Below are 17,027 nucleotides of genomic sequence, written 5' to 3'. Positions count from 1 at the left end.
GAACGGTGTCTGTATCAAGGTTCAACGCTGTGTTTCAAGCTTGGCGTCGAGAGTGTATGGCAATTCGCCCAATTGCAATGCGGCGCCATCGGACGAGCCCAGGCGGATATCGCCATTTTCCACCGCATCAGCCTGCAACACCGCCAGCAACTCAATGCCTGCAGAGGCGCGCGCAGCCACGACGACGTTGCCCACCGAACTTGCATGCACCGGCGAAAACAATTCGACACCCGGCGCTGGTACGTCTTCGCCAGACAGCGACAGGCGATACAGGCGGCGCTTGAGTTTGCCCAGATACTGCATCCGCGCAACGATCTCCTGCCCCGTGTAGCAGCCTTTTCGGAAGCTCACGCCGCCCACCGCTTGCAGGTTGATCATCTGCGGGATGAACTCTTCGCGGGTTTGCCCGAACACCTGACCGATTCCGGCGCGGATCTGGCCGAGCAGCCAGTCGTTCAGTGTGCCTTGCGTCAATTGCGCGGCGAGACGATTGTGCAGCTCATCGGCGTGATCGGCTTTTGCCCACAATTCACTGCGCGAAGGCGAGACGCGAATGGCGATCAGATCGTTCGCGCGCACGACCGAATCGGTGTCCTGGGGCAAGTCGAGCCCGAGGCTCATCAGTGCGCCGTCGCCGCCGTCCAGGCCAAAACGCACCCAGGATGCACTTTCGTCAGTCAGTTTCGACTTGGAAAACACGGCGTATTTCTTCAGATCCAGCAGCTGTGGTTCGACCAGTTCGCTGGCCATCGCGAGCACAACGCCGTCGCCTTCAAACAAAATGCGGAAGCTGGACTGCATGCGGCCTTTCTGCGTGCAACGCGCGCCCAACGTGGCCTTCGCCTCGCTCAGGTAATCCATGTTGCAGGTCAGTTGGCCTTGCAGGAATTTGCTGGCGTCCACGCCGCGAACGGCAAGCACACCTTCATGGGACAAGGGGCAGAAAAAAGCTGAATCGGCCATGAGTCATCGCAGGGGTAAAAGTCTGGGGCACCATCATAGTGCCGTGATTCGTTTATGGGTATATGCAAAAAGCTGCGACTAAGTGCGGGTACGCCCCGCGACGCTGCCCCTGTATACTCGCCGGCAAATTCGAGGAGCGCCCCATGGTCGAAGATGTTGAACTCAATCGCCTCTTTTGGCACAGCCGCCGCGGCATGCTCGAGCTGGATGTGCTGCTGGTGCCGTTTGTCAGAGAAGTCTATCCATCGCTCAATGATGTCGATCGCGAACTCTACCGTCGCCTGCTGACCTGTGAAGATCAGGACATGTTCGGCTGGTTCATGCAGCGCGGCGAATCGGAAGATCCGGAGCTGCAGCGCATGGTCCGCATGATTCTGGACCGTGTCCAGCCGAAGTGATCGATTCGAATGCCGTTGGCAGGCCTCTCGGGCATTGCTGACGGCGTACCTCGGCGCGCAGGCCCTGGCGCTCGTGTCACTCTCTCAACTGAATATTCCCCTTTGGGCCGGATCGGTCGGCGCGTTGCTGTGCCTGCTGCACGGCGCGTGCACCCTGCGGGGATTGACCGCGAAGCACAGCGCGCGGATGTTCACGGGCCTGCGCCGCGACAGCACGGGCTGGCATCTCTGGAGCGAGGAGGGCGGGTGGGAGCCTGCGCAGCTTCGTCCGGACAGCGTTGCGCTGCCGCAGCTGGTCATCTTGCGATTCCGACTGCGCTCTGGCTCCTGGTTGCGACAGTTGCGGGTTCGCAGTCTTTGCATTCCTGCCGACGCAATGGCGCCGGACCGCCACCGACGCTTGCGTCTGCGCTTGAAGTTCAGTCGACGAAGGTGGGCGGCACCAGAATAGTGTCGAGCGCCTCCGGCAACATATCCGGATAGTCCAGCGTGTAATGCAGCCCTCGGCTTTCCTTGCGCGCCATGGCCGAGGCGATCATCAACTCCGCGACCTGGGCCAGGTTGCGCAGCTCGATCAAATCACGGCTGACTTTGTAATTGCTGTAGAACTCGTCGATCTCGTCCAGCAACAGCCGGACCCTGTGTTGCGCGCGCTGCAAGCGCTTGCTGGTGCGTACGATGCCGACGTAGTCCCACATGAAACGCCGTAATTCATCCCAGTTATGCGCGATGATTACGTCTTCGTCCGAATCCGTCACCTGGCTCGAGTCCCACGCTGGCAAGTCCTGAGGCTGACTGACCTCGGTCAATTGTCCGACGATGTCGTTGGCTGCCGAGCGTGCGTACACAAAGCACTCCAACAGTGAATTGCTGGCCATGCGATTGGCGCCATGCAGCCCCGTGAAGCTCGTTTCGCCGATCGCGTACAGCCCCGGAACATCCGTTCGCCCTTGCTCGTTCACCATCACGCCGCCGCAGGTGTAGTGGGCAGCCGGCACCACTGGAATGGGCTGGCGAGTGATGTCGATATTGAACTCCAGACAGCGTTCATAAACGGTCGGGAAGTGGCTCTTGATGAACGCTTCGGGCTTGTGGCTGATGTCCAGATAGACGCAGTCCGCTCCCAGACGCTTCATCTCGTGGTCAATGGCCCGGGCAACGATGTCTCGCGGCGCCAGTTCGGCCCGAGGATCGAAACGCTGCATGAAGCGTTCGCCGTCAGGCAGCTTCAAGTACGCGCCTTCGCCGCGCAGCGCCTCGGTAATAAGGAAGCTCTTGGCTTGCGGGTGATAAAGGCAGGTGGGGTGAAACTGATTGAATTCCAGATTGCCGACTCGACACCCCGAGCGCCACGCCATGGCAATGCCGTCACCGCAGGCACCGTCCGGGTTACTGGTGTAAAGGTAGACCTTCGCTGCGCCCCCGCAAGCCAGAACGGTGAACCGGGCGCCATGCGTGTCCACCTCGCCTGTGGCACGATCCAGCACGTAGGCGCCCAGGCAGCGCTTACCCTCCAGTCCCAGCCGCCGCTCGGTGATGAGGTCAACGGCGACGCGTTGTTCCAGCAGCTCGATGTTCGGACGCGCCTTGGCTTGAGCGAGCAGCGTGCGGAAGATGGCCGCTCCCGTCGCATCGGCGGCATGGATGATACGACGATGACTGTGGCCGCCTTCGCGGGTCAGATGAAACTCGAAGCCGCCATCTTCCACCGAGGACTGATCATCCCGGGTAAACGGCACGCCCAGGTCAATGAGCCACTGAATGGCTTCGCGGCTGTGCTGCACGGTAAAGCGCACAGCCTGTTCATTGCATAATCCGCCACCCGCATTCAGGGTGTCTTCGACGTGGGACTGGACCGTATCGGCATTGTCCAGAACGGCCGCAACGCCGCCCTGAGCCCAGAACGTAGAGCCGTTGGCCAGGTCGCCCTTGCTCATTACGGCGATGCGCAGGTGTGCGGGCAAGGTCAACGCCAGACTCAAGCCCGCGGCCCCGGAGCCGATCACCAATACGTCGTGCTGAAAATGCTGACTCATGTTTTATTCCGGCTTCTGATGGCCACTAGTATATGAAGGGTGGGAACGGCACAATGGCCGCGATTTATGGCAATTGTGAATCACGGCGGAGGCGAATTGTGCGCCACTCCGCGACATCGTGCATACCGTTTGGCAGTCGATCCCGGCACCGGGTTTCTGGGCGGGAATGGATCCTACATACGGGCAGATGCGTGTCTTACGCCCTAATGCGAAATGTGGGAACTTTTCATAAAGCACCACGTTCAATAGAGGGTTGCCGATAAAGGGACAGCGTCGGCGTTCTGCAATGGCCGTTTTACGGACCGGCGCAAGCGCTTTCGACGACAAGATTATTCACGCAGCCGACCTGGTTCGAGCTGCGTTTTTCGTGCGGGCTACCGACGCTCGCCGGAAACTTGCTTGAAGGGGGGAGAACTTTTGCTAAAAGCCCGAGTCTATGTTTGCAAGCCTGCGAAAGAGCCGATGCAATGCTCCTTTAAGCTCTATGAGGAGTGTTCATGCTAACCCAGGAAGAGGATCAGCAACTGGTCGAACGCGTACAGCGCGGCGACAAGCGAGCCTTTGATCTGCTAGTGGTGAAATATCAGCACAAGATTCTTGGGTTGATCGTGCGCTTCGTCCACGACACCCATGAAGCCCAGGACGTTGCGCAAGAGGCTTTTATCAAGGCTTACCGTGCGCTTGGGAACTTCCGCGGCGACAGTGCGTTTTATACGTGGCTGTACCGCATCGCCATTAACACGGCGAAAAACTATCTGGTGTCGCGAGGTCGGCGACCGCCGGACAGCGATGTCAGATCTGAAGACGCGGAGTTCTACGACGGCGATCATGGCCTCAAGGACATCGAGTCGCCGGAGCGTGCATTGTTAAGGGATGAGATCGAAGGCACCGTCCATCGGACCATCCAGTTACTGCCAGAAGATTTGCGTACAGCTCTAACTTTGCGTGAGTTCGACGGTCTGAGTTATGAGGACATTGCCAGCGTCATGCAATGCCCGGTTGGTACCGTGCGCTCTCGCATTTTCCGCGCTCGGGAAGCCATTGATAAAGCCCTGCAGCCTTTGTTGCAGGAAACCTGAGACAGCGGCGATAGCCATATGAGAGGAACCGCCATGAGTCGTGAAGCCCTGCAGGAATCGCTGTCCGCGGTGATGGATAACGAAGCGGACGAATTGGAATTACGTCGGGTGCTCAATGCAATCGACGATGCGGATACACGTGCCACATGGTCGCGTTATCAGATTGCTCGCGCAGCAATGCATAAAGAACTACTGATGCCCCATCTGGACATCTCGGCGGCCGTCGCTGCCTCGATCGCCGATGAAGTCAGCCCGCTGAAGGCCGGCCGCGGCCCGTGGCGTACCTTGGGTCGTCTGGCAGTGGCTGCTTCCGTCACCGTGGCTGTCCTGGCAGGTGTCCGTCTGTACAATCAGGATGAGATCGCTGGCGCTCAGTTGGCCCAGCAATCGGCTCAGCCTGCCAACATCGCTATGCCTCAGGTGAAAGGCCCTGCAGTACTGGCCGGCTACACCGAAGGCGAGCAAGCACCCGGCCCGATGGCCAGCGGTGTGTTGCAGAATCAGGCTGGCTGGCATGATCAGCGTCTGCCGGGTTACTTGCGTCAGCACGCTCAGCAAGCTGCGTTGAAAGGCACTGAAAGCGCTCTGCCATACGCGCGCGCCGCCAGCCTGGAAAACCGTTAAGGAGGATCATGCGCGCCATCCCTCTAGTGCCGCTTCTGCTTGGTGGATGGCTGGTCCTTCCAGTTCATGCCGATGATGCGCAAGACCAGCTCAAGCGTCTTGCGCAGGCAGAACAGCAGCAAAGCTTTCAAGGCACCTTCGTTTACGAGCGTAATGGAAGCTTTTCCACTCACCGAATCTGGCACCGCGTTGTCGACGGCAAGGTTCGTGAGCACCTTCTCCAGCTTGATGGTTCCGCACAGGAAGTACTGCGCGTCGACGGGGTGACCCAATGCGTAAGCGGTACCCTTGAGGCGGGCGTTTCCAATATCCCCGATTCTCCTGCCCACGCATTCGATGCCGCGAAGCTGTCTTCGTGGTACGACATGAAAGTGGCGGGAAATTCGCGTGTAGCGGGCCGTCCAGCTGTTGTCGTGACATTGACGCCTCGTGACCAGCATCGCTACGGAATCGAGCTCCACCTGGACAATGAAACCGGCCTGCCGCTCAAATCGCTGCTGTTGAGCGAAAAGGGCCAGTTGCTCGAGCGCTTCCAGTTCACTGAGCTGGACACCAAAGAACTGCCGAACGACCAGGCGCTGCAGCCAAGCGGTGACTGCAAGCCGGTGGATGCGGTGAAGGCCAAGGCCGCTGACGCGCAGAAGACTCAGGTAGCGTGGCGATCTGACTGGCTTCCGCCAGGATTTGCGCTCAGCAGTGCTGCCGCTCGCAAAGATCCGCAGTCCAAAAATCTTGTCACCAGCCTGATGTACGACGACGGGCTGGCGCGGTTCTCGGTGTTTATCGAGCCGGTTAGTGGCGCTGCGGTGACGGATATCCGCACTCAGTTAGGCCCGACCGTTGCCGTTTCTCGCCGTCTGACCACGCCCAAGGGCGATGCGATGGTGACAGTGGTCGGCGAAATACCGATCGGGACGGCAGAGCGAATTGCGTTGTCCATGCGTAACGAGCCCGCTGCCACGAGCAAGAAGTAACCTGACAATACCGGTGAATGCCCAGTGTGAAAAAGGTTTCATATTGGGCGTTTCAGGCTGCCGGCCCGGCAATTTCGGGCTTTGGACGAGACACTGAAATGTTTGGTGAGCTTTGCAGGTTGCAAACCCACTCTTTTTTTTCTATAGGTCACAGCTTCGCAGCTCTGGCCTTTGTCGTTTCAGCCCCAGTGAATCGGCTGAGTGCTGAAACAGGCGTTGAGAATGCGCTGCGGATGATCGCAGCGCGTAGATGCTCCTCGAACCGATTGGTTCGTACCGCTTAACCATGCTCGTTGTGAACGGGAGCCGTATGTCGATACCACGTTTGAAATCCTATCTGTCCTGGATGGCCGCAGTGGTCATGCTTGGTCAGGTCCTAACCGCGCAGGCAGAAGCGTTGCCAGACTTCACCTCTCTGGTGGAGCAGGCCTCACCTGCCGTCGTCAACATCAGTACCCGCCAGAAGCTGCCGGATCGCTCGGTAGCGCAGGGGCAGGCGCCCGACCTTGAAGGGCTGCCGCCGATGCTTCGCGAATTTCTGGAGCGGAGCATGCCGCCAGGTTCGCGTCCGCCGGGAGCCGGTAAAGGCGACCGTCAGCGTGAAGCGCAATCGCTGGGTTCCGGTTTCATCATCTCCGCAGACGGTTTCATCCTCACCAATAACCATGTGATCGATGGCGCTGATGAAATTCTCGTGCGCCTCTCCGATCGCAGCGAGATGAAGGCCAAGCTGATCGGCACCGATCCGCGCACCGACGTCGCGGTTCTCAAGATCGATGGTAAAGACCTTCCCACTGTGAAGCTGGGTAATTCAGACAAGCTGAAGGTGGGTGAGTGGGTACTGGCCATTGGCTCGCCATTCGGCTTTGACCATTCGGTGACCAAAGGCATCGTCAGCGCCAAGGGCCGCAGCCTGCCGAATGACACTTATGTGCCGTTCATCCAGACCGACGTGGCGATCAACCCGGGCAACTCCGGTGGTCCGCTGTTCAACATGGCGGGTGAAGTCGTGGGCATCAACTCGCAGATCTTCACCCGTTCCGGTGGTTTCATGGGGCTGTCGTTCGCGATCCCGATCGACGTGGCCATGGACGTGGCCAACCAGCTCAAGGCTAATGGCAAGGTCAACCGCGGCTGGCTCGGTGTGGTCATCCAGGAAGTGAACAAGGATCTGGCTGAGTCGTTCGGTCTGGACAAGCCTGCCGGGGCGCTGGTCGCGCAGGTTCTCGAGGACGGTCCGGCAGCGAAGGGCGGTCTGCAAGTGGGTGATGTGATCCTCAGTGCCAATGGCACGCCGATCATCATGTCCGCTGATCTGCCGCACTTGATCGGCAACCTGAAAGACGGCAGCAAAGCCGAGCTGGAAGTGATTCGCGACGGCAAGCGTCAGAAGCTCACGGTGACCGTGGGTGCATTGCCGGCGGAAGGCGAAGAGATGGGCGCAGCCGATGCCGGCGTCGAGCGCAACAGCAATCGGCTGGGCGTCTCGGTAACGGATCTGACCGCCGAGCAGTTGAAGTCGCTCGACCTCAAAGGCGGCGTCGTCATAAAGGACGTGCAGGACGGTCCGGCTTCGCTGATCGGTCTGCAGACCGGTGACGTGATCACGCATCTTAACAATCAGGCGATCACCTCGGCCCGGCAGTTTACCGAGGTTGCCAAAGGCCTGCCGAAGAACCGTTCGGTGTCGATGCGGGTCCTGCGTCAGGGACGTGCGACGTTCATCACGTTCAAACTGGCCGAATAAGCGTCGGAAATAGAAAAAGGAGCGGTCAGACCGCTCCTTTTTTTGTGCGCGGAGGGCTTGTGGCCGTCCGGCTTCGCGTGTGAACGTGACGCCTCAGGCTTCCTTCAGGTACAATTCCCGGCTATTTTTCGGCGGGCAGTCTGCCTGCAACCTTTTTCGAGTGTTGATCCGTGAGTGATTTGAGTCATATCCGCAATTTCTCCATCATCGCCCACATTGACCATGGCAAGTCGACGCTGGCTGACCGTTTCATTCAAATGTGCGGCGGCCTGACCGAGCGCGAAATGGAAGCGCAGGTGCTTGACTCCATGGACCTGGAGCGTGAGCGCGGTATCACGATCAAGGCCCACAGCGTCACCCTTTATTACAAGGCGAAGGACGGCATCACTTACCAGCTGAACTTCATCGATACGCCCGGCCACGTTGACTTCACCTATGAAGTCAGCCGGTCGCTGGCCGCGTGCGAAGGTGCGCTGCTGGTGGTTGATGCCGGTCAGGGCGTCGAAGCGCAGTCCGTCGCCAACTGCTACACGGCCATCGAGCAGGGCCTGGAGGTCATGCCGGTCCTGAACAAGATGGACCTTCCGCAGGCCGATCCGGACCGTGTGAAGGAAGAAATCGAGAAAATCATCGGCATCGACGCCACCGACGCCGTGGCCTGCAGCGCCAAGAGCGGCATGGGCGTGGATGAGGTCCTGGAGCGTCTGGTTCAGACCATTCCGGCGCCGACCGGTAACATCGAAGATCCCTTGCAGGCGCTGATCATCGACTCCTGGTTCGACAATTATCTGGGCGTCGTCTCCCTGGTGCGCGTGCGTCATGGCCGCGTCAAGAAGGGCGACAAGATTCTCGTCAAGTCCACCGGCAAGATTCATCTGGTGGACAGCGTCGGCGTATTCAACCCCAAGCACACCGCGACCGCTGACCTGAAAGCGGGCGAAGTGGGCTTCATCATCGCCGGCATCAAGGACATTCATGGTGCGCCGGTCGGTGACACGCTGACCCTCAGCTCGACGCCAGACGTTGAAGTGCTGCCCGGTTTCAAACGCATTCAGCCGCAGGTCTATGCCGGTCTGTTCCCGGTCAGCTCCGACGATTTCGAAGACTTCCGCGATGCACTGCAGAAGCTGACGCTGAACGACTCGTCGCTGCAGTACCTGCCTGAAAGCTCCGATGCACTGGGCTTCGGCTTCCGCTGCGGCTTCCTGGGCATGCTCCACATGGAGATCATCCAGGAACGTCTCGAGCGCGAGTACGACCTTGACCTGATCACCACGGCGCCTACGGTCATTTTCGAGCTGTTGCTCAAGACCGGCGAAACCATTTACGTCGACAACCCGTCGAAGCTGCCGGATCTCTCGACGATCGAGGACATGCGCGAGCCTATCGTGCGCGCCAACATCCTTGTGCCTCAAGAGCATCTGGGCAACGTCATTACGCTGTGCATCGAGAAACGCGGCATTCAGCACGACATGCTGTTCCTCGGTACCCAGGTTCAAGTGACTTACGACCTGCCGATGAACGAAGTGGTGCTGGACTTCTTTGACCGTTTGAAGTCCACCAGTCGCGGTTATGCGTCGCTGGACTATCATTTCGATCGTTACCAGTCGGCAAACCTGGTCAAGCTCGATGTATTGATCAACGGTGACAAGGTCGATGCGCTCGCGCTGATCGTGCACCGTGACAACGCGGCCTATAAAGGCCGGGCGTTGACCGAAAAGATGAAAGAACTGATCCCTCGTCAGATGTTCGACGTGGCTATTCAGGCTGCCATCGGTGGCCAGATTATCGCGCGTACAACCGTCAAGGCCCTCAGAAAGAACGTACTGGCCAAATGTTACGGTGGCGACGTGAGCCGTAAGCGCAAGCTGCTTGAAAAGCAGAAGGCCGGTAAGAAACGCATGAAGCAGGTCGGCAACGTGGAGATTCCACAAGAAGCTTTCCTTGCAGTGCTCAGGTTGGAATAGTCAGGCCCTATGTCACTAAATTTCCCGCTGTTGCTGGTCGTCGCCGTGTTTGTCTGCGGTTTGCTGGCCTTGTTCGATCTGATCATACTGGCGCCCCGTCGCCGCACCGCGATAGCGAATTACGAAGGCAGCGTCAGCCAGCCGGACGTCGCCGTCGTGGAGCAGTTGAACAAGGAACCTCTGCTGGTCGAATACGGCAAGTCGTTCTTTCCCGTGTTGTTCATCGTGCTGGTCCTGCGCTCGTTTCTGGTCGAGCCGTTCCAGATTCCTTCGGGATCGATGAAGCCGACGCTGGACGTGGGTGATTTCATTCTGGTCAACAAGTTTTCCTACGGCATTCGTCTGCCGGTGATCGACCTGAAGGTCATTCCCGTCGGCGATCCGCAGCGCGGCGACGTGATGGTGTTCCGCTACCCAAGCGATCCGAACGTCAATTACATCAAGCGTGTGGTCGGTCTGCCGGGCGATGTCATTCGCTACACCAATGACAAGCAGTTGTTCATCAACGGCCAACTGGTCGCCAAGCAGTTGATTGGCTCGGAGCCTGGAACGCTGGGCAGCGCCGAGCTGTACAACGAGAAGCTGGGCGAGGTTGAGCACCAGATTCGTCAGGAAATGAGCCGCTATCGCGCGCCACCCGATCACGAATGGACGGTGCCGGCCGGTCACTACTTCATGATGGGCGACAACCGCGACAACTCCAATGACAGCCGCTATTGGGATGATCCCAACATCCCCAAAGACGAACTGGGCATGGTTCCGGATCGGAATATCGTCGGCAAGGCCTTCGCGGTGTGGATGAGCTGGCCCGAACCGAAACTCAGCCACCTGCCTAATTTCTCGCGGGTTGGCCTGATCAAGTAACCGATGCGGCGCTGCCAGATGCAGCGCCGTATGTCATTTCGGCGGGCTATGTTGCGTAGCTGAACGTGCAGGCAGCAGGGAAGGACTATTCTTGAGGGCAAACATGAGTTCTGCCAGATCGCAAAGAGGTTTGTCATTCGTTGGCTGGCTGGTGTTGCTGGCGGTTCTGGCGTTTGTCGGGAGTACCGCAGCCAAACTGGTGCCGCATTATCTGGATTATCTGTCGTTGAAGAAAATCATCGAGGCCGCGGGCACGGACCGGGGCGGCGATATCAGTGACAGCGACGATTTCTACAGTTATGTCGCCAAAGGCATGCAGGTCAACAATATTCGGGATGTCGATTTGAAGAAGGCGTTAAGTGTGACGACGGAGAACAACAGGTTCCTCGCCCATTTGAAATACGAGCAGCGTGAGCCACTGATCCAGAACATCGATCTGGTGGTCAGGTTCGACCACGAATTCAGCGTGGGTAAACCGTGAGCGTGTCATTGAGTCGCCTGGAGCGCCAGCTCGGCTATACCTTCAAAGACCAGGAACTGATGGTTCTGGCCCTGACCCACCGCAGTTTTGCCGGTCGCAACAATGAGCGTCTGGAATTCCTCGGTGATGCCATTCTGAACTTCGTCGCCGGCGAAGCGCTGTTCGAGCGCTTTCCGCAGGCGCGCGAAGGTCAATTGTCGCGACTGCGCGCCCGTCTGGTGAAAGGCGAGACCCTGGCGCTGCTGGCGCGCGGTTTCGACCTGGGCGAATACCTTCGTCTGGGTTCGGGTGAGCTGAAAAGCGGTGGTTTTCGTCGCGAGTCGATTCTGGCCGATGCGCTTGAAGCCTTGATCGGGGCGATTTACCTCGACTCAGGCATGGAAACCGCGCGTGATCGCGTGCTGGCGTGGCTGGCGAGCGAGTTCGACAGCTTGACGCTGGTCGACACCAACAAGGACCCGAAGACCCGTCTGCAGGAATTCCTGCAGTCGCGCGCCTGTGAATTACCGCGTTACGAAGTAGTGGACATTCAGGGCGAGCCGCATTGCCGAACGTTTTTCGTCGAATGCGAAATCACCCTCTTGAACGAAAAAAGCCGGGGACAGGGCGTCAGCCGTCGCATTGCCGAACAGGTAGCCGCGGCCGCAGCCCTTATCGCCCTGGGTGTGGAGAATGGCAATGACTGATTCAACTGCAACACGCTGTGGCTATGTCGCCATCGTCGGCCGGCCAAACGTGGGCAAGTCGACGCTGTTGAACCACATCCTCGGGCAGAAACTGGCGATCACATCGCGCAAGCCCCAGACCACGCGTCACAACATGCTGGGCATCAAGACCGAAGGCGACGTGCAGGCGATCTACGTCGACACGCCGGGCATGCACAAGGGCAGCGACAAAGCGCTCAACCGCTACATGAACAAGACGGCCTCGGCAGCGTTGAAAGACGTCGACGTGGTGATCTTCGTGGTCGATCGCACCAAATGGACCGAAGAAGACCAGATGGTGCTGGAGCGCGTGCAGTACGTCACCGGTCCGCTGATCGTGGCACTGAACAAGACCGACCGCATCGAAGACAAGTCCGAACTGATGCCGCACCTGTCGTGGCTGCAGGAACAGCTGCCGAACGCGCAGATCATTCCGGTTTCCGCTCAGCAGGGGCATAACCTTGAGGCCCTGGAAAAGGTCATCGCCGAGCAGTTGCCCGAAAACGATCACTTCTTCCCGGAAGATCAGATCACCGACCGCAGCAGCCGTTTCCTCGCTGCCGAGCTGGTGCGCGAGAAGATCATGCGTCAGCTGGGTGCTGAGCTTCCGTACCAGATCACGGTCGAGATCGAAGAGTTCAAACAGCAGGGCAAGACGCTGCACATCCATGCGCTGATCCTCGTCGAACGTGACGGGCAGAAGAAAATCATCATTGGCGACAAGGGCGAGCGCATCAAGCGCATCGGCTCCGATGCGCGCCGTGACATGGAAGTGCTGTTCGACTCCAAGGTCATGCTCAACCTGTGGGTGAAGGTCAAGGGTGGTTGGTCCGACGACGAGCGCGCGCTGCGTTCGTTGGGATACGGCGACCTGTAAAATCAGGCAATACGCCGGCCGACTGTGGGAGCGAGCGTGCTCGCGAATGAGGTGTAGCACTCAGCATTGATGTTGACTGATACGCCGCTTTCGCCAGCAAGCTCGCTCCCACAGTGGTTTTTCCCACACTGTTTTCTGGATTGCCTGTAAGACCCGTTCTTTCATTGAGATCGCAATGTCGCAAACGCCTCCCGTCGGCCAGCTTGCCTACGTTCTGCACAGCCGGGCGTACCGCGAAAACAGTGCGCTGGTTGATTTCCTGACCCCGCAGGGACGTCTGCGTGCCGTGCTGCGCAGTGCCCGTGGCAAGGCAGGTTCTCTGGCGCGTCCGTTCGTGCCACTTGAAGTCGAATTTCGGGGCAAGGGCGAGCTGAAGAACGTTGGCCGGATGGAAAGCGCGGGCATCGCCGCCTGGCTCGAAGGCGAGGCGTTGTTCAGCGGCCTTTATCTCAATGAGCTGTTGATCCGTCTGCTTCCCGCCGAAGACCCGCATCCAGGTGTTTTCGACCATTACGCCGCAACGCTGTTGGCGCTCGCCGAAGGGCGCGCGCTGGAACCCTTGTTGCGCTCGTTCGAGTGGCGTCTGCTGGACGACCTGGGTTACGGTTTCGCCCTCGATGCGGACTTGAACGGCGACCCGTTGTCTGGCGACGGCATGTACCGGTTGCAGGTAGACGCTGGGCTGGAGCGGGTGTATCTCTTTCAGCCGGGGCTGTTTCAGGGCGCCGAACTGCTGGCGATGTCAGAAGCCGACTGGACCGCGCCCGGCGCGCTTTCGGCAGCCAAGCGCTTGATGCGTCAGGCCTTGGCGGTCCATCTGGGAGGGCGCCCGCTGGTCAGCCGTGAATTGTTCCGCAAGCCTTAATCGATAAAACCGTCGCAGGCGTCAATCGCCTGTTCAGATCAAGTTTCAGGAGAGACCCGTGACCCACAGCACCCGAATTCTGCTCGGCGTCAACATCGACCACGTTGCCACCCTGCGTCAGGCCCGCGGTACTCGCTATCCCGACCCGGTAAAGGCCGCGCTGGACGCTGAAGAAGCCGGTGCCGATGGCATCACTGTTCACTTGCGCGAGGACCGTCGCCACATTCAGGAGCGCGATGTGCTGTTGCTCAAGGACGTGCTTCAGACCCGCATGAATTTCGAAATGGGCATTACCGAAGAGATGATGGCGTTCGCCGAGCGTATTCGCCCGGCGCATATCTGTCTGGTGCCGGAAACGCGGCAGGAATTGACCACCGAAGGTGGTCTCGATGTGGCGGGGCAGGAAGCGCGGATCAAAGCAGCGGTTGAGCGGCTTTCGGCCATCGGCAGCGAAGTGTCGCTGTTCATCGACGCCGACGAGCGCCAGATCGAAGCATCGGCGCGGGTGGGCGCACCGGCCATCGAGCTGCACACCGGTCGCTACGCCGATGCCGAAACCCCGACCGAAGTGGCGCTGGAACTCAAGCGGATTGCCGATGGTGTCGCCTTCGGGCTGGGCCAGGGCCTGATCGTCAACGCCGGTCATGGTCTGCATTACCACAACGTCGAAGCCGTGGCCGCGATCAAGGGGATCAACGAGCTGAACATCGGTCATGCGCTGGTGGCGCATGCCCTGTTCGTCGGCTTCAAGTCGGCGGTGTCGGAGATGAAGGCGTTGATTCTGGCGGCGGCCAAGGGCTGAAGCTGTGGGCACCTTGTAGGAGTGAGCTTGCTCGCGATTGCGGGGTGTCATAAGACAATCGCATGGCTGGCTCACTGCGGATCGCGAGCAAGCTCACTCCTACAGGGGGCGCGGAGGGTCATGACCGCTGTTTTGTGATCAGGCTTTGCGACCGACGATCACCGCACGACGTGGCGCGGGCAGTCCTTCTACGGTTTTACTGTGGTCGGCCGGATCGAGGAAGTCGCTCAGCGACTGGTAACGCATCCATTCGGTGCTGCGCTGTTCCTCGATCGTCGTGGTGCTGACGTCGACACAGCGCACGTCGACGAACCCGGCGCGGCGCAACCACAGTTCCAGGGCCGGTACGGAGGGCAGAAACCAGACGTTGCGCATCTGTGAGTAACGGTCTTCCGGCACCAGCACCTGCTGCGCATCGCCTTCCACCACCATGGTTTCCAGGACCAGTTCGCCGCCTTTGACCAGGCAGTCCTTCAGTGCCAGCAAGTGATCGATGGGCGATTTGCGGTGGTACAGCACACCCATCGAAAAAACGGTATCGAAACCCTCCAGTCGCGCAGGCAAATCTTCGAGCGTGAACGGCAGGTGCCAGGCCGGCAGGTCCGGCAGATAGCGCTGCATGGCCTGGAACTGGCAGAAGAACAGCCAGTTGGGATCCACGCCGATGACGCTGTCGGCGCCAGCGCCCAGCATGCGCCACTGGTAATAGCCGTTGCCGCAGCCGACATCCAGTACGCGTTTGCCTTTCAAATCCAGATGCGGGGAGACTCGCGACCATTTCCAGTCCGAACGCCATTCGGTGTCGACGTGGACGCCGAACACATCGAACGGGCCCTTGCGCCAGGGCGACAGGCCCATCAGTGCGGCGCGTGTCTGTTCGCGCGTGGCGTCATCGCATTCGGCGTCGAGAATGAAGTCGTCCTTGAGCTCGACGCGGCTTGGCGTGAGATCAGGCAGTGCATTGAGCGCACCCTGCCAGCGATCGAGGTCGCCATGGCCCTTTTCAAGCTTCGCATCGAGTTGCGCCTGCAGGCCTTGGGCCCAGGTGTACAGAGGGGTGCCCGCCAGACGGCGAACCAGTGGGGCAAGATCAATCATGGCAGGGCAATCAACGAGGCAAAATTAAGACACTGGAACCAAGGCACGACTTTACTGAAACCGGCCGCGAGGAGGCGTTCGCGGTGTTGCTCGAGGCTGTCGGGCTTCATCACGTTTTCGATGGCGCTGCGCTTTTGGGCGATCTCCAGCTCGCTGTAGCCGTTGGCGCGTTTGAACGCCACGTGCAGCTCAGTGAGCAGGGCCTGTTCGCCGTCATCATCAAAGCGCAGCTTCTCCGAGAGGATCAAGGCACCCCCGGGCAGCAGCGACTGGCGAATCCGGCCGAGCAGCGCCAGACGCTGATCGGGCGCAATGAATTGCAGCGTGAAGTTCAGCGCGACGACCGAGGCAGGCTGAAATTCCAGAGCCAGAATATCGCCTTCGATCACCTCGACCGGCAGCAACTCCTGAAACATCGAGTCCTGCGCGTTGAGGTATTCGCGGCAACGCTCGACCATCGCCGAGGAGTTGTCGATCGCGATCACCCGGCAGTCCTCGGTGCGCACGTGTCGGCGCAGCGCCTGAGTGACTGCGCCAAGCGAGCTGCCCAGGTCATACAAGACGCTGTGCGGCTGCGCGAACTGCGCCGCGAGCACGCCAAGATTCTCGACGATGGTTGGGTAACCCGGCACCGAACGTTTGATCATGTCCGGAAAGACCCGCACCACGTCCTCGTTGAAAGCGAAGTCGGGCACCTGGGCCAGCGGCTGGGCGAATAGGCGGTCGGGTTCTTGGCTCACGGCGATTCCGGGGGACGAGGCGAAAAGTGCGGCATTTTAGCCAATTGTGTGGCAATGCCGAAACCTCATCTGATCCGGACGTTTGAGCTGGCAGGTGTCGCGGGTGAGCGCTGCCGTGTTACTGCACGGTGATCGCGCAATCGAACGTGCGTTCAGGCGCGACTTCCGGCGCCCACGGTTGCTGATAGACCATCATCAGGTGACCGCTGCCTGCCGCCGCGGCTTTGTAGCGCCAGACGGACTGGCCCGAGGTGCCGACCAGACCGACGTCTTCCGGCGCGTTGAACACTTCCGGGCCCAGGGCATTGAGGATCGACGGCGCGGGATTCTGCATCAGCCAGCGGTGCCCGGTGGTGGGGTTGCTGGGCAACATAAGCATCAGGGTCTGGCCGGTCTTGAGGGTGATCGGGCAGTCTTTTTGATCTTCGAGAGACACGATTTGTTTCGGTTGCTGGGCGCAGGCGGCCAGCAGGGCAAGGCTCAGCGGAACGAGGAGGCGGGCACGGGTCATGGAGGCTCCGGTCGTGGGCAATGTGAGGGGAGCATAACCGAAGAATGCGGGAGTGAAACCCTGTAGAAGTGAGCCAACTGCCTTTAACGCCGTCTTCGATCAACGCGTAACACCCAACGCCTTCCGGGCTAAAGCCGGTCCTACGACAAACTTGCAACGTCTGTAGGACCGGCTTTAGCCGGGAAGAGGCCAGTGAATGCCGTGGGGATGCAGCGTCTGGAATTCAGTCTTCGCGGGCAAGCGCGCTCCTACAGGGTTCGTGTCTGGGAGGAGAATTCGGGAATGCCCGGTGATCCC

Annotated in this window: 18 protein-coding genes; 13 read left to right on the top strand and 5 right to left on the bottom strand. The window is 59.6% G+C overall.

Going from position 1 to position 17,027, the window contains the following annotated elements; translation table 11 throughout:
* Positions 1-21: 21 nt before the first annotated feature.
* Positions 22-963, bottom strand: coding sequence for a CAF17-like 4Fe-4S cluster assembly/insertion protein YgfZ (locus BMZ10_RS11040; RefSeq protein WP_093461410.1), 942 nt, complete (start codon positions 961-963; stop codon positions 22-24).
* A 143-nt stretch (positions 964-1,106) separates the two neighbouring features.
* Between BMZ10_RS11040 and BMZ10_RS11035 the strand changes: the two genes are divergently transcribed.
* Complete coding sequence (locus tag BMZ10_RS11035; RefSeq protein WP_093461407.1) at positions 1,107-1,361, top strand: FAD assembly factor SdhE; 255 nt, start codon at positions 1,107-1,109, stop codon at positions 1,359-1,361.
* A complete protein-coding gene (locus BMZ10_RS27985; protein ID WP_093461404.1) occupies positions 1,345-1,812 on the top strand; it encodes a protein YgfX in 468 nt (155 codons plus the stop codon). The genes BMZ10_RS11035 and BMZ10_RS27985 overlap by 17 nt, the downstream gene beginning before the upstream one ends.
* On the opposite strand, the gene nadB is transcribed toward BMZ10_RS27985, so the two are convergent.
* Positions 1,781-3,397 (bottom strand): L-aspartate oxidase, encoded by a 1,617-nt coding sequence (nadB, locus tag BMZ10_RS11025; protein WP_093461401.1) that lies wholly within the window; start codon positions 3,395-3,397, stop codon positions 1,781-1,783. The genes BMZ10_RS27985 and nadB overlap by 32 nt on opposite strands.
* Before the next feature lie 497 nt (positions 3,398-3,894).
* On the opposite strand from nadB, the gene rpoE reads away from it, so the two are divergent.
* The 11 genes from rpoE (at position 3,895) to pdxJ (ending at position 14,381) form a co-directional block, all read left to right on the top strand.
* On the top strand, positions 3,895-4,476 hold the full coding sequence (gene rpoE / locus BMZ10_RS11020; protein WP_037014368.1) for an RNA polymerase sigma factor RpoE/AlgU: 582 nt from the start codon (positions 3,895-3,897) through the stop codon (positions 4,474-4,476).
* A 33-nt stretch (positions 4,477-4,509) separates the two neighbouring features.
* Positions 4,510-5,100: an anti sigma-E factor RseA C-terminal domain-containing protein gene (locus tag BMZ10_RS11015; protein ID WP_093461398.1), complete on the top strand. Its 591-nt coding sequence runs from the start codon at positions 4,510-4,512 to the stop codon at positions 5,098-5,100.
* Positions 5,101-5,108: 8 nt separating this feature from the next.
* Positions 5,109-6,074, top strand: a complete 966-nt coding sequence (locus BMZ10_RS11010) for a MucB/RseB C-terminal domain-containing protein (protein WP_093461395.1) — start codon at positions 5,109-5,111, stop codon at positions 6,072-6,074.
* Positions 6,075-6,420: 346 nt separating this feature from the next.
* Entirely contained in the window at positions 6,421-7,821 is a 1,401-nt protein-coding gene (locus BMZ10_RS11005; protein ID WP_371265964.1) for a DegQ family serine endoprotease, read from the top strand.
* 170 nt (positions 7,822-7,991) lie between these two features.
* Positions 7,992-9,788 carry a translation elongation factor 4 gene (lepA, locus tag BMZ10_RS11000; protein ID WP_093461389.1) on the top strand — a complete coding sequence of 599 codons (1,797 nt, stop codon included), beginning with the start codon at positions 7,992-7,994 and terminating at the stop codon, positions 9,786-9,788.
* Positions 9,789-9,797: 9 nt separating this feature from the next.
* Entirely contained in the window at positions 9,798-10,652 is an 855-nt protein-coding gene (gene lepB, locus BMZ10_RS10995; RefSeq protein WP_093461386.1) for a signal peptidase I, read from the top strand.
* A gap of 103 nt (positions 10,653-10,755) precedes the next feature.
* Positions 10,756-11,133, top strand: coding sequence for a DUF4845 domain-containing protein (locus BMZ10_RS10990; protein WP_093461383.1), 378 nt, complete (start codon positions 10,756-10,758; stop codon positions 11,131-11,133).
* On the top strand, positions 11,130-11,819 hold the full coding sequence (gene rnc, locus BMZ10_RS10985) for a ribonuclease III (RefSeq protein WP_093461378.1): 690 nt from the start codon (positions 11,130-11,132) through the stop codon (positions 11,817-11,819). Before BMZ10_RS10990 ends, rnc begins: the two co-directional genes overlap by 4 nt.
* Positions 11,812-12,714 (top strand): GTPase Era, encoded by a 903-nt coding sequence (era, locus tag BMZ10_RS10980; RefSeq protein ID WP_093461375.1) that lies wholly within the window; start codon positions 11,812-11,814, stop codon positions 12,712-12,714. Before rnc ends, era begins: the two co-directional genes overlap by 8 nt.
* 175 nt (positions 12,715-12,889) lie before the next feature.
* On the top strand, positions 12,890-13,579 hold the full coding sequence (gene recO, locus BMZ10_RS10975) for a DNA repair protein RecO (RefSeq protein ID WP_093461372.1): 690 nt from the start codon (positions 12,890-12,892) through the stop codon (positions 13,577-13,579).
* A gap of 58 nt (positions 13,580-13,637) precedes the next feature.
* The gene (pdxJ, locus tag BMZ10_RS10970; RefSeq protein ID WP_093461369.1) at positions 13,638-14,381 is read left to right on the top strand and encodes a pyridoxine 5'-phosphate synthase; all 744 of its coding nucleotides are present in this window, start codon (positions 13,638-13,640) and stop codon (positions 14,379-14,381) included.
* A 138-nt stretch (positions 14,382-14,519) separates the two neighbouring features.
* On the opposite strand, the gene cmoB is transcribed toward pdxJ, so the two are convergent.
* The 3 genes from cmoB to BMZ10_RS10955 all read right to left on the bottom strand — a co-directional run bounded on the left by cmoB (position 14,520) and on the right by BMZ10_RS10955 (position 16,730).
* The gene (gene cmoB / locus BMZ10_RS10965) at positions 14,520-15,479 is read right to left on the bottom strand and encodes a tRNA 5-methoxyuridine(34)/uridine 5-oxyacetic acid(34) synthase CmoB (RefSeq protein WP_093461366.1); all 960 of its coding nucleotides are present in this window, start codon (positions 15,477-15,479) and stop codon (positions 14,520-14,522) included.
* Entirely contained in the window at positions 15,476-16,219 is a 744-nt protein-coding gene (gene cmoA, locus BMZ10_RS10960) for a carboxy-S-adenosyl-L-methionine synthase CmoA (RefSeq protein WP_093461363.1), read from the bottom strand. Before cmoA ends, cmoB begins: the two co-directional genes overlap by 4 nt.
* 118 nt (positions 16,220-16,337) lie before the next feature.
* Positions 16,338-16,730 (bottom strand): protease inhibitor I42 family protein, encoded by a 393-nt coding sequence (locus tag BMZ10_RS10955; RefSeq protein WP_093461359.1) that lies wholly within the window; start codon positions 16,728-16,730, stop codon positions 16,338-16,340.
* Positions 16,731-17,027: the final 297 nt, after the last annotated feature.

It is taken from the genome of Pseudomonas sp. NFR16 (assembly GCF_900108875.1).
Taxonomy (GTDB): domain Bacteria; phylum Pseudomonadota; class Gammaproteobacteria; order Pseudomonadales; family Pseudomonadaceae; genus Aquipseudomonas.
The sequence above is the reverse complement of the archived record's forward strand: the minus strand, read 5'-3'. Positions and strand labels throughout refer to the sequence as shown.

What these genes read in the sequence shown, in the direction of transcription:
- BMZ10_RS11040 (WP_093461410.1), bottom strand. Translation starts at nt 963, where the DNA reads ATGGCCGATTCAGCTTTTTTCTGCCCCTTGTCCCATGAAGGTGTGCTT.
- BMZ10_RS11035 (WP_093461407.1), top strand. Translation starts at nt 1,107, where the DNA reads ATGGTCGAAGATGTTGAACTCAATCGCCTCTTTTGGCACAGCCGCCGC.
- nadB (WP_093461401.1), bottom strand. Translation starts at nt 3,397, where the DNA reads ATGAGTCAGCATTTTCAGCACGACGTATTGGTGATCGGCTCCGGGGCC.
- rpoE (WP_037014368.1), top strand. Translation starts at nt 3,895, where the DNA reads ATGCTAACCCAGGAAGAGGATCAGCAACTGGTCGAACGCGTACAGCGC.
- BMZ10_RS11015 (WP_093461398.1), top strand. Translation starts at nt 4,510, where the DNA reads ATGAGTCGTGAAGCCCTGCAGGAATCGCTGTCCGCGGTGATGGATAAC.
- BMZ10_RS11010 (WP_093461395.1), top strand. Translation starts at nt 5,109, where the DNA reads ATGCGCGCCATCCCTCTAGTGCCGCTTCTGCTTGGTGGATGGCTGGTC.
- BMZ10_RS11005 (WP_371265964.1), top strand. Translation starts at nt 6,421, where the DNA reads ATGGCCGCAGTGGTCATGCTTGGTCAGGTCCTAACCGCGCAGGCAGAA.
- lepB (WP_093461386.1), top strand. Translation starts at nt 9,798, where the DNA reads ATGTCACTAAATTTCCCGCTGTTGCTGGTCGTCGCCGTGTTTGTCTGC.
- BMZ10_RS10990 (WP_093461383.1), top strand. Translation starts at nt 10,756, where the DNA reads ATGAGTTCTGCCAGATCGCAAAGAGGTTTGTCATTCGTTGGCTGGCTG.
- era (WP_093461375.1), top strand. Translation starts at nt 11,812, where the DNA reads ATGACTGATTCAACTGCAACACGCTGTGGCTATGTCGCCATCGTCGGC.
- recO (WP_093461372.1), top strand. Translation starts at nt 12,890, where the DNA reads ATGTCGCAAACGCCTCCCGTCGGCCAGCTTGCCTACGTTCTGCACAGC.
- cmoB (WP_093461366.1), bottom strand. Translation starts at nt 15,479, where the DNA reads ATGATTGATCTTGCCCCACTGGTTCGCCGTCTGGCGGGCACCCCTCTG.
- BMZ10_RS10955 (WP_093461359.1), bottom strand. Translation starts at nt 16,730, where the DNA reads ATGACCCGTGCCCGCCTCCTCGTTCCGCTGAGCCTTGCCCTGCTGGCC.